Genomic DNA, 15394 nt, shown 5'->3' on the forward strand with positions numbered 1-15394 from the left:
ACTCAAACTTTCCGGGAGGACAGGCGTGAATGAAGTCGAGAGCTTGGTCGATACGCATAAAAAAATCCGAAACCCAACAAGGAGTTTCGGATTCTTACACAGCCTGAGGATCGGTCAATGGATCCTTAACTGATCGGCATTAGGCCAATGGCCTCTCTTTTTTGTGATAAGTGGTGTCCTGCGCTGCCTTTTCCCGGTGATCCCTCTCTCCCGGCTATCGTGGTCACCATATTGACGGCGCTCCGGGTGCCGAGCCGCAGTTCGCCATCATCCAGCATGGCCTCGGGGTGCGGCAGTCCCCTTGCTGCTTAGGGGGTCGGGTCGCCAGATTGACGAAGGTCTGGGCACCGATCAGCAGGCAGTCATCATCCGGGTAGTAGGGGATTGACGTGGTGCTGGTAGTGGCAGATCCCCCTGGCCCGTCAGTCGACCCTGGTCGCCAGATTGACGAAGATCTGGGCTCCCACCAGCAGGCAGTCGTCGTCCAGGTAATAGGGGTTCGCGTGCAGGTAGTTGCAGATCCCCTTGGCCTGATTGCCGCTGCCGAGGAAGAACATGGCCCCCATGCGGCTTGGCGTGGCGTTGATCATGTAGCTGAAGTCCTCGCTGCCGGTCATGGGTTGGCCCTTTGCGTTGATCCCGTCGCTGGACAACACCTCCGAGGCGGCTTGTTGCAGGCGCTCGCAGGCCTGGGGGTGGTTCTCCACTGCCGGGTAGCCGGCATGGACCATGGTGGTCTTGAAGCCGCGCAGCTCGCTCTGGGCGATGATGTCCCTGAAGCTGTTTTTCAGGATCTGGTCGGTTTCGGCGTCCATGGCGCGGATGGTGCCACGGGCCTGCACATGATCGGCGATGGCGTTGGGAATGGTGCCGCCGTTGATCATGCCGCAACCAAAGACCGCCGGGCTGAACGGGCTGGTGCGCTTGGCGACGATGTAGTCCATATCCTCGATGATCCGCACCGCCTCCCGGATGGCATCCAGCCCCTTGTGGGGGGTGGAGCCGTGGGCGGAGATGCCGTGCACATCGAGCGTCCAGGCAGACCCCCAGGAGGACATGACCCCCTGGTTGAACTTGATGGTGCCCGTCTCCATGGCGCCGTCGTTGTGCAGGGCATAGACCTCGTCCACCCCCTTCATGCAACCAAGCTCCACCATCTTTTCGGCACCGGGGACGCGCATGTCCTCTTCCGCCATCTGGAAGATGAAGCGGACGTTGTATCGCAGGCGATCGCGGTTGGCGGCCAGAAACCTGGCGGCGGTCAGAGCGATCGCCATGTGGGAGTCGTGGCCGCAGTTGTGGGCCATCCCCTCATGGGTGGATTTGAACGCCACCTCGCTCATGTCGTGCATCTCCAGGCCATCCATGTCGGCACGAAAGGCAATGGTGGGCAGGGCAGGGTCGACCGCCAGATCCCCGTGAAAACCGGTGAAGCCGGGATACAGGGTGATCCTGTAGCCGAACTCTTCCATCAACCCACGGCAGTAGGCAGAGGTCTTGAACTCGGCCCCGGAGTATTCCGGGATGCGGTGCAGGTGGTGGCGCACTTCGTAGCTGAAGTCGCGCAGGGCCAACAGGTCAGGTTCGATATGGTAGTGGTTCATCAGATGATCCCTTGAATGGAGAAACCGAGCTGGGCAACCAGGGAGGCGCCAAAGAAGCAGCAGGTGGAGACGATCATGAAGATGAGGATCACTTTCCACGACATCTTCTTGAGCTCCTCCAGCTGACCGCCCACCGAGAGGCCCGCGAAGGCCAGGAGCGGCACGCAGCAGGAGAGGAAGGAGATCTTGGCCACGGCATCGATGAAGAGGCCGCGCACCGGCGTCTCCGGCAGGCAGATGAGAATGCCGATGATGGTGGCATAGGCAAAGGCCGGCAGGGAGGAGGGCAGATAGCGCTTGGTCACCAGGGAGGCGAACACCACCAGGGACATGGCGACGAAGCTGTCCCCCATCTGCCACAGCGGCAGGCCCGAGGTCAGGGTCTGGGTGAACATGGCCAGCAGGATCGCCAGGAAGACGAAGCGCATATCCATCACGATGCTTTTCATGCTTTCTCTCCTTTGGCGGTCAGGGCATAGATTTTTTCAGCGAGCGGCAGACCCAGATAGGTGAGGGAGAGCGCCCCCAGGGCCGACGAGAGCAGATTCGAGGCGGCGGCGATGCTGAGCACCTGCTGGGCCATCGCCTCGTCGAGGCCGTTGATGAGGGCACCGGAGGCGGCGCTCAGCATGGAGCCGGATCCCACGCCGGAACCGGCGGCCAGGGCCAGGGGATGCAGCCCCGTGAGGGGGGCAATGCTGCCAAGCACGCTGAACCAGAGGGTGCCGATGACGGAGCCGCACAGGTAGATGGCGAGCACGCCGATGTACTCCTGGGAGCCGGTGCCGAACTTGCCCTGGATCACCGCGACCGAGGGTTCACGGCTGATGGAGGAGCAGGCCCCGATGGCGCGGCGGCCAAAGCCGAATTTCACCGCCAGTGGAATGGCGATGAGGATGGGCAGGAGGTTGCCTATCTCTTGCAGGAAGAGCGGTACGCCGACGCTCAGGATCATCTTGAGGTTGGGGATGATCATCCCCGCATACTGGGTCCCGAGGATCAGCAGGCTGAAACCCACCATCTTGCCGCAGAAGCCCTCTTCTCGCTCGGTGAAGAGCCTCTTCCAGCCGGGAATGCGATCCTTGACGGGCTTGGCGGAGACGATCATGCCGATGATGACGGCAAAGAGCATGGGCAGGATGGGGATGATGGCGATGCCGAGTCTGATCTCCTGCTTCCCGATGAGGGATTGGGCCACGAAGATCAGCAGGGCGGTCGCCAGGGTACTGACTACTACCGTTTTGAGTGGGCTGGTTGGCTGCATAGTGTGTTCTCTTGTTATCCGTTGTCCTTCATGGGCGTCTTTGGTCGCGCCATGATGGGGGCATGATAGGAAGCGAAGAGGGGAAGGAATGTGACCGCCATCAAGTCAGCCATATGGCATTTTTTCATGGGGTATGCCGTTTAACCATGGTAAACATATGGTTTAACAACTCATTGGCAGCGGCTTATGCTGCCTCAGACAGGAGTGTGGTGCCGCCCGGGCACCCGGTGCCTGATACGGGGGGCGGATATGGGGGAAGGAATGGATCTGTTGATCGAGGGGGCGCTCTGGCGCCCCTCCTGGCAAGCGGCGTTGCAGGCCTGGCAGCACCAGGGAAACCGCTGGTGGCTGCTGCTTGGCAAAGGGGAGGCGAGGGAGATGGCACCCTGGTCGGTCAGCCCGCCAGATGGCATTCTCCTTGCCCGCGACCTGCTTGCCGCCTGGCTGGGGGAGGCCGCCTCCCCGCTGATGGCGACACAGCCGGACCGGCAGATCCTGATCGCTGCCTCCGGCTCCCTGCTGACCCTGGCCAGAGAGAGCGGCCTGCTCACCCTGGGGCCCGCGGGGGCGGATCACCGCCTCGGTGCCGATGACGACCTCGGGGTTGCCCTGCAACGCCTGCTTGCCCGCCGCCTGATGACCCCGGTGCTGCGCGAGCCTGGCGGGCAGGACGCGCTGGTGCTGCGCCCCCTGCTGCCCGGCGATGAGAGCGCCATCCTGCGTTATTGTTCGGATGCGGCGCTCGCCCGCTATACCCTCAACGTCCCCCACCCCTATTCGCCGGAGGCGGCGCGGGACTGGCTTGCCCTGAGCGGGCGCAAGGCTGCTCTCGGGCTGGGATGCACCTGGGCCCTGACTCTGCCCCAGGGGCGTGAAGACGAGCCCGCTCCCCTGGTCGGCACCCTCTCCCTGCACTGGCACGGGGAGCTGGCATGGTGGGTCGGCGTGCCCTGGCAGAACAGGGGGCTGGCCACCCGGGCCGCGAGCCTGGTCAGGGCGTTTGCCTTCGAGCAGTGGCACCTGCCTGCCCTCACCGCCCGCCACATGCCGGGCAACCTCGCCTCAGGCCGGGTGATGGAAAAGACTGGCATGCACCATGACGGGCGTCGGCCAGATCCGGCCGATGGCGCCCTCGTGCTCGATCACTGGCGGCTGGATCGCCCGGCGCGCCTGACGGATGCACGCAAAGAGGTGCTGGCCCCCTGGCTGGATGACGAGGAGGTGGTCGTGGCCATACTGCACGGTGAGGGGGTGGCGCTCTTCATGGTGGGGGAGGTGACAAAGGACGAGCAGACACTCAGCGGGCTGACGGTGCGGCGCTATCCCCAGGCCATGCTGGCGCCAGAGGCGCCCGGGGTGCAGGCCCATGGGGGTGGCGCCCTCCTCAAGGAGTGCGGGGATCTGGGCCTCGCCTATCTGCGGCGATTGCGACAGCCTGACGACGGACGCTGATGGCTTGCGCAAGGGCGGTCATCGCGAAGCCTGGTGCGGGGTTTGTCAGGCGTTTTCCTGAGTCCGTCCTCCCATTTTCAGACAAAGGCAGTGAAGTGGCGCCCCACTTCTGTGGAATAATGGCCGCCCTGCTGTACGAGGAGTAACGCTGTATGTTGAGAACCGAGCGTCCCGGCGACATGCTGCCAGTCTATGAGCTGGTGAGTGCCGCCTTTGGTCGTCCCGACGAGGCCGAACTGGTCAACCGCCTGCGAGAATGTGGGGCCGCCGTGGTCACCATGGTCGAGGAGGAAGAGTACGAGTTCATGGGGCACCTGATGCTGAGCCCGATCACCATTGAGGGACAGGAAGGGCCCTGGCTGGGACTGGCACCCGTGGCCGTGCATCCCGACTGGCAGGGGCAGGGCATTGGCTCGGATCTGGTGCGGGAAGGGCTGGACACGGCACTGGAGATGGACTGGAAGGCGGTGGTGGTGCTCGGGGATCCTGCCTACTACGCCCGTTTCGGCTTTCGGCCTGCCAGCGACTTCGGCCTGCACTGCATCTACGAGGTGTCGACGGAGTGTTTCATGGCGATGGAGTTGCAACCCGGCGGGCTCGACGGGGTAAGGGGCGAGGTGCTCTATCACCCCCTGTTCGATGAAGAGCCGGTGGAGTGACCGCCTGCCTATCCACGAAAAAGGACCCTGAGCGGGTCCTTTTTCGTGCCATGTCCATCGCTTGAATGGACGTCACTGGGCCAGGGATTTCAGCTGCTGCTTGCCCGGCGGGTTGTTCCAGTCGATGGGGCCGTGGGTGAAACGGTACTGAAGCCTTGGCAGACTCAGTTCCAGCCACTCCTCCCGGAAGTAGGCATAACCCTGGTCCCAATCCGGATCCTGCGCCCAGCCGGTCTGCAGGAAGTGGAGCCGGGTGCCCTGGCCCTCCGGCACGAAGCGCAGGCTGACCTGGGTCTTCTGCTGACGAATGTGGGGAAACTGGGGAGGGAAATTCCAGCTGAAGCTGAGCAGATCATGGGGCATGACCGCCATCACCCGGCACCCTTCGCTGCCACGCTCGCCGAGGGGAGCATCGGGTCTGAAATAGATCTCGAACGGTCCGTTGGGTTCCGGGACCATGAGGCACTCCGGCGCCAGAAAACTGCGCAGCCCGCTCTCCGTGGTCCAGGCCCGCCAGACATCGTCAATGTGGGCGGGTACCAGAATACTGCCTTCAATTTGCTTGTTATCCATAAATCAGTGAACCTCAAACCAGTCATGGACGGGACCTCGGCAGTATAGCCCCTGAGGCGATAAAATAGGCAGCCCTGTGTCACACGGTTACGTATTCAAGAGGGTCCACATTGCCGATTTGACAGCACGGCGGGATCCATCGAGAGTGGGAAGCGACAAGCACGCAACGCAAGGATGGTGTCATGATCAGAATGATGACGGAAGCTGACGAGCCCATGCTGGCGCAGCTCTTCCTCAAGGGAAGGCGCCAGGCCTTCCATTGGGTTGATCCCGCCCTGTTCCGGCTCGAGGATTTTGCCGAGCAGACCCGGGGCGAGGAGATCTGGGTGGCGGAGAAAGGGGGCAGCCCGTGCGGATTCGTCTCCATCTGGGGGGCCGAGAGCTTCGTGCATCATCTCTACGTGGTGGCGGACTGGCACGGGCAGGGCATGGGGCGGGCCTTGCTTGCCGCCGGCTTGGCCGGATACCCCTCCCCGGCCTCCCTCAAGGTGGCCATGCGCAACACCACGGCGATGGCTTTCTATCATCGCCTGGGCTGGGAGAACACCGAAGAGACGGGTCATTGCGACATCACGGGCCCCTGGCGCAGGCTGGTGTTGACGCCCGATGCCGCAGGGGAATAAGCCGCTGGCAGACTGCGGCAACCGCACCGCACATTGATCTCCAGCCCTGGCAGGGCATAAAAAAGGCGCTGTCCCAATTATGTGTTGGAAGGCTAATCTGGAAGTAGGTCATCACCGCGAGGACCTTCATCATGGATACGCCAGCCTTCCAACACCTGTTGTCCCTCTTTCCATTACTTACTCTGCGTCAGCGCCGTGTCGCTCAGCATGAGCTCGCCGCTCCACACCCGATTACGTCCCTCCATGCCCAGTTACCCACATGCTGCGGCTGTCCCCACTGCCAGGCGGATGCCACCCAGCTGGCCCCCTGGGGCTGGAGCCGTGGGCTGCGTCGTTACCGTTGTAAGCAGTGTCGGCGAACCAGCTCCCTCCTCACCAAGACGCCTTTGGCCAGATTACGTAAGGCTGAGCATTGGGAGGACTACGCCCAGGCTCTCATCGACGGGCTCACTGTCCGCCAGGCCGCCGTCCGCTGCGGTGTTTGCAAGAACACCGCCTTCTTGTGGCGTCACCGCTTCCTGAAGGCGATGGCAAACCACCAGGCAACACGGGAAGAAGGCATTGTGGAAGTGGATGAAACCTTCTTCCTCGAATCGTTCAAGGGGCAGCGAGGGTTGCCTCGTCCGGCAAGACATCGTGGCGGGAAAGGGCGTACCCGGGGGACCGGGCGGGATTATATCCCGGTGATGGTGGTGCAGGACAGGGCGGGCCATCAAGCCGACTTTCAGCTGGAAAGGCTGGATGCGCAGACGGTGAAAGCGGTGTTGCAGCCACTCATCGCGCCCGATGCAGTGCTCTGCAGTGATGGTGCAGGGGTGTATGCCAGTTTCAGCCAAGCGCGGGGCATAACACATCAGGTGGTGTACAACCGTCGAGGTGAGCGAGTCATTGGGGCATACCACATCCAGCATGTGAACGGATATCACCGGCGGTTGAAGGAGTGGATGGAACGATTCCATGGTAGATTGGCCCCTTGAAGATCCAGACACTTCGCCCCTCTTAACTTGGAGCTATGTTCAGTACTAGTCACAACGAGAAGATGGTCGAAGTGTTAACAGGGGCCGAGCGCCGTCGACGCCGGACTCCACAAGAAAAGATCGCCATCGTGCAGCAGACCTTTGAGCCCGGGATGACCGTCTCTCATGTTGCTCGCTTGCACGACGTCAACGCAAACCAGCTTTTCAAATGGCGTAAGCAATTCCAAGAAGGGTCTCTCACGGCGATCACCGCCGGTGAGGATGTTGTTCCTGCTTCCGAGTTGGCTGCTGCCATCAAGCAGATCCGAGAGCTTCAGCGTCTGCTCAGGAAGAAGACCATGGAGAACGAGATCCTCAAAGAAGCCGTGGAGTATGGTCGAGCAAAAAAATGGATTGCGCATGCGCCCTTGTTGCCGGGGGACGACGATTAAGTGCTGTGAGCCAGGCTCTTAATGTATCGCGTGCGCAGCTATCCGTTCGTGTTCATCGAAAACCGGGTTGGCAAGATGGTCGTCATCATCGCCAGCGTGATGATGCAGCCTTACTTGGCCGTATCATGGAGGCGATGGCAGAGCTTCCCTCCTATGGCTATCGCCGGGTCTGGGCGCTGTTACGGCGTCAGTCTGAGGCAACAGAACAACCTGTGGTTGACGTTGCGCAGCGTTGCACAAGCCTCTTGCATCCGTGGGCTATAACTGACATTTGGCTTGATATAGTCCACCGTCGCGCCTAAATCCCTAGGGGCTGGCAAGCCGTAGGTTTTCCGCAAATCGGAGCCGTGTCCCAAGATCATCTGTATCTGTTTCAGGTCGGAGTCTGCATGGTGGGCGCATGTGGCGAAGGTATGCCGCAGGCTGTGAAAGCAGACTTGATGATCGGTTTGCCAAATGTCCAGCTTTGCCAACAACCCGGTTCCCTTGTAATGGTTGAACCACTTGCCCAGCTTGTGTGAGTAGTTTGGTGCCTCTGAGTCGCCGCCAAGCGCCCAGTCCGGGAACAGTCGCGCGTCGTCACTAGACATCCGCGCCCATTCCACCAACTGCATAAAACCCGCATTCAAAGCTACATCCGGGAGCGGTATCAGGCGCTCGGCGTTAGGGGTCTTAGAGCCCGGCACGTTGAGCATGACTATGCCTCCTACATCAATGACATGGGCCACAGTGAGGCTGCCAATTTCATCGCCGCGCATCCCGGTAGTCAGTCCCAGCAATGGAGCCCAGAAATGCCAGTCTTTCGGCTGTTCGTAGGGAAGCCTACTGTCGGCTAGCCAGAGTCTATTAACTAGTTTCCCCAGTTGTTCCTGAGTGAAGGGTTGTCCGCCTTCTTCATAGTCGGCATCGTTCTTGATGGGTGTCAGCATGTCGCTGAAATCCTCGGCGACATACCGCTCAGCCTTAAGCCATTTAAGAAAGGGTTTAACGTCATGGAAGTGGGTCATCTGTCCCTGCTCGGACAGGGATGGCAGGCCCTGCTTGCCTAAGCCCAGATACCAGTTACGCCGCAGCAAGGGATCCTCAGGGCGCTCTTTCCAGATTGACAATTTCGGGAGATTCTTAGGGATCGTGCGGATAACCTCTCGATAGTGGGTAATATCGGCAGCAACAAGCGCCGCGCTGTTCAGCGGGCCGAGAACATCGAGAAAACGCGCAAGATTGCTTTTGCGCTGGCTCAGGGTCTTGGGTTTGAGCTTCTCCACATGTTCGCTGTGCTCGTTGAATCGGGCCACCAGCCATTCCAACGATTGACCGGGCGCATAAGGGGCAACCAAGGCACTACCGACGGGTAAAGGCTTGGCGTTGATCGTTGTTGGCAATGTGGCGAGAGCGTCCGCCGTCCGCCGGGCTTCAATGAGCTGGCCTTGTGTCCGTTGGGCAATGCCAACCGCAGTACGGGCCAGTTCCTTCGCCTTCTGAGTCACTGCCTGAGCTGCCGCCAGCTCTTTGCGGGAGCGTAGTGCTTCAAGGCGCTGCTCGTTAATCTCATCTTGCAGTGCGGCCAACTGTTCCCCGAGCCGGATTTGCTCTCTTTTTGCGGCGATCTTCGCCTTCATGATTTCTGAGATTTCAGCCATGTCTACTTCCTGATCGACTTCCTGAACTAATGCCAATAATTCGTCGAGCAGGAGCCTGCCAAGTTGGAAAGCATGGATCCACAATTCTCCCGTTTTAGCGCGACTTTTTGTGCCAAGTGAGAAACGGGTCTCACGAGGAGCGCCGTACTGGCGGAGGGAAGGGGGGAAGATCAGGCGGTAGCAGTAGACACCACAGCGGTTTTTGATGAGACCGGGATAGAGCATATGTGACACCTCAGTGTGTCACTCCCTGACCAGCCATAAAGAAAAAGCCCTGACGAATCAGGGCTTTAGAAGGTGGTGGGCTGGGGGAGGTTGAACTGGATGGTTAATTTATTGATTTAAAATAAAAATCGCCAATTCAGAAAATTTTAATATGCCTAACCGTATGCCTAACATCAGAACTTCTGCAATAACATAGTGTTATCTGGGCTGGAATGGTCATATGTGGTTAATTGGCCGTGGAGGAAATGTTAACTCTCACCTTCCTCAAAAGGTAACTAACTCTTGCTAGAGGTGGCAATCTCTGTTGTATCAGCTCCTCGTTTGGAAAAAAATTCCCCGTCCAAAATTTGCCTATCTGGCGAGCCTGCAGGCGGTAGTTACCTCGCCACCGGCAGGTCCTCCCAGCGGGTGGTGTAACAGGGGCTCAGGTGCTCTTGGCGCATCATCCACTCAGGCGACCCCGTGCCTTGGCTGGCAAAGCCTACCCGTCCCAACCCCTTGGCTTTGATCTGATCCATCACGGCCATCAACGCATCCGATTGAGTAGACGGCGGGGCAAACAGATCGGCCTGCTGCTGCTCCTTGGGGGTGAACTCGCTCAACATCACCCCGCCTTTCTGATAGCGGTGGCCGTCACGCCACACTCGCGCTAGCAACACCTCTACCTGATGCAGCAGCAGCCGGGTATCATCGCTAGGGCTAACCAGCCGAACGCCAGCCTGTTCACTGTAGTAAGGGGCTCGTTCGTCAAAGGGGCTGGTCCGCACGAACAGGTGTACCCGTTGGCAACACATCCCCTCGGCCCGCAGCTTCTCGGCGGCGCGCGCCATAAAGCCTGCCAATGCCTGGGCCATGGCACCTCGGTCGGTGATCCGCTCCCCAAAGGAACGGCTCGAGAGGATCTGCTGCTTCGCCACCGGCTCAACGGCCAACTCAGCGCAAGGCAGGCCACGCAGCTCCTGTACGATCCGCTCGACCACCACGCCGTATTGAGCGCGTAACCCTTTGGCGTCGCTAGCCACCAGGTCAGCAACGGTGTTGATGCCTTGTGCCACCAACTTGGCCCCCAAGCGTCGTCCTATGCCCCACACCTCATCCACCGGGGTGATGGCCATCAGCCGGGCGCGGCGCAGCTCGTCACGCAAGTCCACGACGCCGCCCGTGGCAGGCCACTTCTTGGCTGCATAGTTGGCCAGCTTGGCGAGGGTCTTGGTGGGGCCGATCCCAACCCCTACCGTGAGGCCGGTCCACTGCCACACTCGCTGCCGGATCTGTTGCCCATAGGCCGTCAGGTCCCCGGCAAACGACTCCGACAGTGACAGGAATGCTTCATCAATGGAGTAGACCTCCAGCTCGGGGGACATGGTCTCCAACGTGTTCATCACCCTGCCAGACATGTCTCCATAGAGCGCGTAGTTGGAGCTGAATGCCACACCGCCATGCGCCTCGAACTGCTCGCGGATCTTGAAGTAGGGCCCGGCCATCTTGATACCCATCGCCTTGGCTTCGGGGCTGCGCGACACCACGCATCCATCGTTGTTGGAGAGCACCACGATCGGGCGGCCACGCAGCTCAGGGCGAAACAACCGCTCACAGCTGGCGTAGAAGTTGTTTACATCAACGAGCGCTATAGCCATCACGCTGCCTCAGATTGCCAATCACATGGGTGACCACTCCGAACAACTCCAGGGAGAGGCTCATACAAGGGTCGATAGGCGTGAACGCCGGATTGGCTGGCAACAGCCGCAACCTCGGCTTGAGCTGCAAGGTCTTTACCGTGAAGCCGCCATCGAGTAGTGCAATCACCACATCACCATGGCGAGGGGTGAGGCTCTTATCGACCACCAGCAAGTCACCGGGAAAGATGCCGACCCCGGTCATGCTCTCCCCCTCGGCACGCAGATAGAAGGTTGCTGCAGGGTGCGGCACGCAGTGGGTGTTGAGGTCCAACTTCCCTTCCAGATAGTCGCTGGCTGGGCTGGGAAAGCCACAAGAGGCGCGGTGCAAGAACAGCGGGATGGTCACCTCGGCGGGTGATGGGTCTGGGGTTAACAGCTTCATGGCAAAACACCTGTATTTATATACAGCCATTATAGCGCGCCACCTTTGAACCAGCGCAAGTCCCGCATGCCACTGATGGCGTACCATGGCGCCAACAAATAACAAAGAGATCAGTATGAGTCACAATCTGTGTGCCCTACCGAAAGAGCAGCAAGAACGGGTCGAGGTCGAGAAGGCTGCCGCATATGCCGTATGGAAAGAGCGCAACGGTCACTTGGCCAGCGCAGAAAGCGAAGCAAGCCAGCATAAGGGTGAGCTGGGCAGCTACTTTCTTGAGCAAGTGGGTAAATACAAACGAGGTTAATTATCTCAAGCTGGACTGAACGCGCCTCAGTGGACGTCTTGCCATCACGCATCCGCCTGAAAACACGACATGTTAAAAACCTCAGTATCGAAGCTGAGCGGCTGGCCCGGTATAGTCAATCGAGTTCACGTCAGAGGAGAGATGCAATGAGTCACCAACCCGGCTTTTGGCTAGCGACACGCCAGTGGTCGCTGGCCGCACTGCTGCTGAGCCTAACGCCGCAAGTCGTGTTTGCAGCCGACTGCACCTATCGAAAAGATGCATTGGGCCATACCCGCTATCAATGTGACGATGGCAAGCAGGGCACCTTACGTGAGGATGCGCTTGGCAACATCAAAGACTCGGGAACCGGAACGACCTGGCGTAAGGATGCGCCCGGCAATCTTAAGGGGAGCGATGGTACTACCTATCGGCAAGACGCGCTGGGCAATATTCGCGGCAGCAATGCCAAAACCGGTGAACGGGTGACATGGCGTGAAGATGCGCTTGGTCAGTTGCGTGCATCTGATGGCACCGTTTGTCGAACCAACGCGCTGGGGCAACTCAAATGCCGTGGCGAGAGCACACCGCCGGCCTTGCTGGAAGGCAAATGATGGCTTTTGCAGCAAACGATCTGCCTATCCGTCACTGATGTGATATCCACCATGGTTGCCACGGGGTCAAGTGGGTAAACTCGTTGGCAATCTCTGGCGTGCTCACCCGTATGGGTGCAAACAATCGCCTCTTTTCGTTTTCCATGCGCCCTTGGCGCAAACTGACTCTTATTGGAACCCTTTCCATGGCTATCAAGAAAAACGAACTCTACTCCTCCCTGTGGGCCAGTTGCGATGAACTGCGCGGCGGCATGGACGCCTCCCAGTACAAGGACTATGTGCTGACCCTGCTGTTTGTGAAGTACGTTTCCGACAAGGCCAAGGGCAACCCCTACGCCATGATTGAGGTGCCGCAAGGGGCCAGCTTTGACGACATGGTGGCGCTCAAGGGCGACAAGAATATCGGCGAGGCGATCAACCTCACCATCTCGGCGCTGGCCGAAGCCAATGATCTCAAAGGCGTGATCGACATCGCCGACTTCAACGATGAAGACAAGCTAGGCAAGGGCAAGGAGATGATCGACCGCCTGACCAAGCTGATCGGCATCTTCGAGGGGCTGGATCTCTCCGCCAACCGCACCGAGGGCGATGATCTGTTAGGCGATGCCTACGAATACCTGATGCGCCACTTCGCCACCGAATCGGGCAAGTCCAAGGGCCAGTTCTATACCCCGGCCGAGGTGTCGCGCATTCTGGCCAAGGTGATCGGCATCAGCCGCCAGACGCCGCAAGATGCCACCGTCTACGACCCTACCTGCGGCTCCGGCTCCTTGCTGCTCAAGGCCAGTGACGAGGCGGGACCCAAGGGGCTCACCATCTACGGTCAGGAGATGGATAACGCCACCAGCGCCTTGGCGCGCATGAACATGATCCTGCACGACAATCCGACCGCCAAGATCTGGAAGGGCAATACCCTGGCCGCGCCCCAGTGGAAGGAGGGCAACAACCAGCTCAAGTGCTTCGACTTTGCCGTCGCCAACCCGCCCTTTTCCAACAAGAACTGGACCAGCGGCCTGGATGCTGAGCACGATGAGTTTGGCCGCTTTGTCTGGGGGGTACCGCCGGAGAAAAACGGCGATTACGCCTTCTTGCTGCACATCATCAAGAGCCTCAACAGCCGTGGCAAGGGGGCGGTGATCTTGCCCCACGGCGTGCTGTTCCGTGGCAATGCCGAGGCGCGCATCCGCGAGAATCTGCTCAAACAGGGCTTTATCAAGGGCATCATCGGCCTGCCTGCCAACCTCTTCTACGGCACCGGCATTCCGGCCTGCATCATCGTCATCGACAAAGAGACGGCGCACCAGCGCGCCATCCAGGCCAACGGCTATACCAGCCAGCGCCTGTTTATGATCGATGCCAGTAAAGGCTTTATCAAAGATGGCAACAAGAACCGGCTGCGCGAGCAGGACATCCACAAGATTGTCGATACCTTTACCCGCGAGCAGGTAATTCCCCGTTACAGCCGCGCCGTGCCGCTCTCCGAGATCGCCGCCAACGACTACAACCTGAATATTCCGCGCTATATCGATGCCAGCGAGCCTGAAGATCTGCACGATCTGGCCGCCCACCTCAAAGGTGGCATTCCCAATCGGGATATCGACGCCCTGGGCGCTTACTGGCAGGTGTTCCCGACCCTGCGGGCCGATCTGTTTGCCCCGGCCCATGCGGGTTATAGCCATGCTCTGGTGGTGGCCGCCAAGGTCAAGGGCACCATACTGGCGCACCCCGAGTTTGTCCGTTTTGCCTCTGCTTCACTCGAACCCTTCTCGCGCTGGTTTACCGAGTGCCACCTGGCGGAGATAAAGCCTGGTGAATCGCCCAAGGCATTGATCGAGGAGATCAGCGAATCGCTGCTCGCCGCCTATGCGCCGCTGCCGCTGCTGGATAACTACGATATCTACCAACTGCTGCTGGATTACTGGCATGCCGTGATGCAGGACGATGTCTATGTGCTCTGCCAGGATGGCTGGGCGGCGGGCAAGGTGCTGCGCGAGCTTAAGGTCGACAAGGGCGAAAAGCTTAAAGAGACGCCGGATCTGGTGCTTGGCCGCGCCAAGTACAAGGCCGAGCTGCTGCCACCGGCGCTGCTGGTGGCCCGCTTCTTTAGCGACGAGCAGGCCGCCATCGACGCCTTGCAGGCCGCCGCGGATGAGGCCAGCCAACATCTGGAGAGCTATCTGGAAGAGCAGAGTGGCGAGGAGGGGCTGCTGAGTGACGCCGCCAACGACGCAGGCAAGATCAACGCCGCCAGCCTGAAGGCGCGGCTCAAGCAAGCCAGCGATGCCGATGAAAAGGCGGCGCTAAAAACCGCGATCAAGCTGTTCGAAGCCGAAAGTCAGGCTAAAAAGGCGGTAAAAGAAGCGCAAGAGGCGCTGGATCGGGCTGTGGTTGCCCGTTACCCCAAGCTTCAGGAGAGTGAGATTAAGCAACTGCTGGTGGAGGATAAGTGGCGCGCCAGCTTGCAGGCCGCCATCGAGGCGGAGATTGAGCGCATCACCCAGCAACTGGCCAACCGCGTCAAAGAGTTGGAGGAGCGCTATAGCGCTACCCTGCCGCAACTGACCCTGCAGGTCGCAGATCTGGAGGCCAAGGTGGCCGCACATCTGAAGAGCATGGGGCTGGAGTGGGCATAATGGCAGAGCAGATAATGCAAGAGACCGCAGGCAAGGCGATCCCGGCAGGCTATAAGCAGACCGAAGTGGGGGTTATTCCGGAGGATTGGGGGGTCGTTTGCTTGGGTGATATTGGCCAGTCTTTGATTGGTCTTACATATAGCCCAAAAAATGTTTCTGATGATGGTGTATTAGTATTGCGGTCTTCAAATGTTCAAAATGGCAGACTGGCATCATGTACAGGATCTTTAGCTACAACCAATTGAAATAGATAGAAAAAAGGCTTCGTTTGTGATCTGATTTAATCGCAAAAAAAAACCGACACGCCCGAAGCCATGACTATTATCAATGCAACCCAGTACCTCAAGCAACTTCT

The 15394-nt window shown here is 59.6% G+C and carries 14 protein-coding genes and 2 pseudogenes; 9 read left to right on the top strand and 7 right to left on the bottom strand.

Annotated features, from left to right (window positions below; genetic code table 11):
* Positions 1–422: 422 nt before the first annotated feature.
* The 3 genes from J9892_RS19205 to J9892_RS19215 are packed head-to-tail and all read right to left on the bottom strand — an operon-like array spanning position 423 to position 2868.
* Positions 423–1604 carry a M20 family metallopeptidase gene (locus J9892_RS19205; RefSeq protein WP_113979096.1) on the bottom strand — a complete coding sequence of 394 codons (1182 nt, stop codon included), beginning with the start codon at positions 1602–1604 and terminating at the stop codon, positions 423–425.
* The gene (locus J9892_RS19210; protein ID WP_042016367.1) at positions 1604–2053 is read right to left on the bottom strand and encodes a hypothetical protein; all 450 of its coding nucleotides are present in this window, start codon (positions 2051–2053) and stop codon (positions 1604–1606) included. Before J9892_RS19210 ends, J9892_RS19205 begins: the two co-directional genes overlap by 1 nt.
* Positions 2050–2868 carry a DUF3100 domain-containing protein gene (locus J9892_RS19215; protein WP_010673963.1) on the bottom strand — a complete coding sequence of 273 codons (819 nt, stop codon included), beginning with the start codon at positions 2866–2868 and terminating at the stop codon, positions 2050–2052. Before J9892_RS19215 ends, J9892_RS19210 begins: the two co-directional genes overlap by 4 nt.
* A 261-nt stretch (positions 2869–3129) precedes the next feature.
* Here J9892_RS19215 and J9892_RS19220 point away from each other — a divergent pair, with 261 nt between their 5' ends.
* Both J9892_RS19220 and J9892_RS19225 read left to right on the top strand, forming a co-directional pair.
* Positions 3130–4320 carry a GNAT family N-acetyltransferase gene (locus J9892_RS19220; RefSeq protein WP_113979094.1) on the top strand — a complete coding sequence of 397 codons (1191 nt, stop codon included), beginning with the start codon at positions 3130–3132 and terminating at the stop codon, positions 4318–4320.
* Between the two features lie 152 nt (positions 4321–4472).
* Entirely contained in the window at positions 4473–4979 is a 507-nt protein-coding gene (locus J9892_RS19225; protein ID WP_052815855.1) for an N-acetyltransferase, read from the top strand.
* 72 nt (positions 4980–5051) lie between these two features.
* Here the strand turns inward: J9892_RS19225 and J9892_RS19230 are convergent, their stop codons facing one another.
* Entirely contained in the window at positions 5052–5552 is a 501-nt protein-coding gene (locus J9892_RS19230) for an SRPBCC domain-containing protein (RefSeq protein WP_010673967.1), read from the bottom strand.
* Positions 5553–5734: 182 nt separating this feature from the next.
* On the opposite strand from J9892_RS19230, the gene J9892_RS19235 reads away from it, so the two are divergent.
* The 3 genes and pseudogenes from J9892_RS19235 to J9892_RS19245 all read left to right on the top strand — a co-directional run.
* Positions 5735–6175, top strand: coding sequence for a GNAT family N-acetyltransferase (locus J9892_RS19235; RefSeq protein WP_042880882.1), 441 nt, complete (start codon positions 5735–5737; stop codon positions 6173–6175).
* Positions 6176–6306: 131 nt separating this feature from the next.
* Positions 6307–7137, top strand: a pseudogene (locus J9892_RS19240) (IS1595 family transposase); the annotation flags it as partial.
* 77 nt (positions 7138–7214) lie between these two features.
* Positions 7215–7804: pseudogene (locus J9892_RS19245) on the top strand (transposase); the annotation flags it as partial.
* Here J9892_RS19245 and J9892_RS25205 read toward each other — a convergent pair.
* From J9892_RS25205 to umuD, 3 genes are all read right to left on the bottom strand, one after another.
* Positions 7763–9448: a site-specific integrase gene (locus tag J9892_RS25205; protein WP_210538728.1), complete on the bottom strand. Its 1686-nt coding sequence runs from the start codon at positions 9446–9448 to the stop codon at positions 7763–7765. The pseudogene J9892_RS19245 and the gene J9892_RS25205 sit on opposite strands and share 42 nt — an antisense overlap.
* Positions 9449–9825: 377 nt before the next feature.
* Positions 9826–11085 carry a translesion error-prone DNA polymerase V subunit UmuC gene (umuC, locus tag J9892_RS19255; protein WP_210538729.1) on the bottom strand — a complete coding sequence of 420 codons (1260 nt, stop codon included), beginning with the start codon at positions 11083–11085 and terminating at the stop codon, positions 9826–9828.
* On the bottom strand, positions 11066–11509 hold the full coding sequence (umuD, locus tag J9892_RS19260; RefSeq protein ID WP_201939228.1) for a translesion error-prone DNA polymerase V autoproteolytic subunit: 444 nt from the start codon (positions 11507–11509) through the stop codon (positions 11066–11068). The genes umuC and umuD overlap by 20 nt, the downstream gene beginning before the upstream one ends.
* Before the next feature lie 115 nt (positions 11510–11624).
* Between umuD and J9892_RS19265 the strand changes: the two genes are divergently transcribed.
* The 4 genes from J9892_RS19265 (at position 11625) to J9892_RS19280 (ending at position 15284) form a co-directional block, all read left to right on the top strand.
* Positions 11625–11813: a DUF3283 family protein gene (locus J9892_RS19265; RefSeq protein WP_021138010.1), complete on the top strand. Its 189-nt coding sequence runs from the start codon at positions 11625–11627 to the stop codon at positions 11811–11813.
* 146 nt (positions 11814–11959) lie between these two features.
* Positions 11960–12406 (top strand): hypothetical protein, encoded by a 447-nt coding sequence (locus J9892_RS19270; RefSeq protein WP_103829201.1) that lies wholly within the window; start codon positions 11960–11962, stop codon positions 12404–12406.
* A gap of 185 nt (positions 12407–12591) precedes the next feature.
* Entirely contained in the window at positions 12592–15039 is a 2448-nt protein-coding gene (locus J9892_RS19275) for a type I restriction-modification system subunit M (RefSeq protein ID WP_210538730.1), read from the top strand.
* Positions 15039–15284 carry a hypothetical protein gene (locus tag J9892_RS19280; protein WP_210538731.1) on the top strand — a complete coding sequence of 82 codons (246 nt, stop codon included), beginning with the start codon at positions 15039–15041 and terminating at the stop codon, positions 15282–15284. The genes J9892_RS19275 and J9892_RS19280 overlap by 1 nt, the downstream gene beginning before the upstream one ends.
* The last annotated feature ends 110 nt before the right edge of the window (positions 15285–15394 follow it).

The sequence above is a fragment of the Aeromonas sp. Prich7-2 genome (genome assembly GCF_017939255.1).
Classification (GTDB): domain Bacteria; phylum Pseudomonadota; class Gammaproteobacteria; order Enterobacterales; family Aeromonadaceae; genus Aeromonas; species Aeromonas caviae.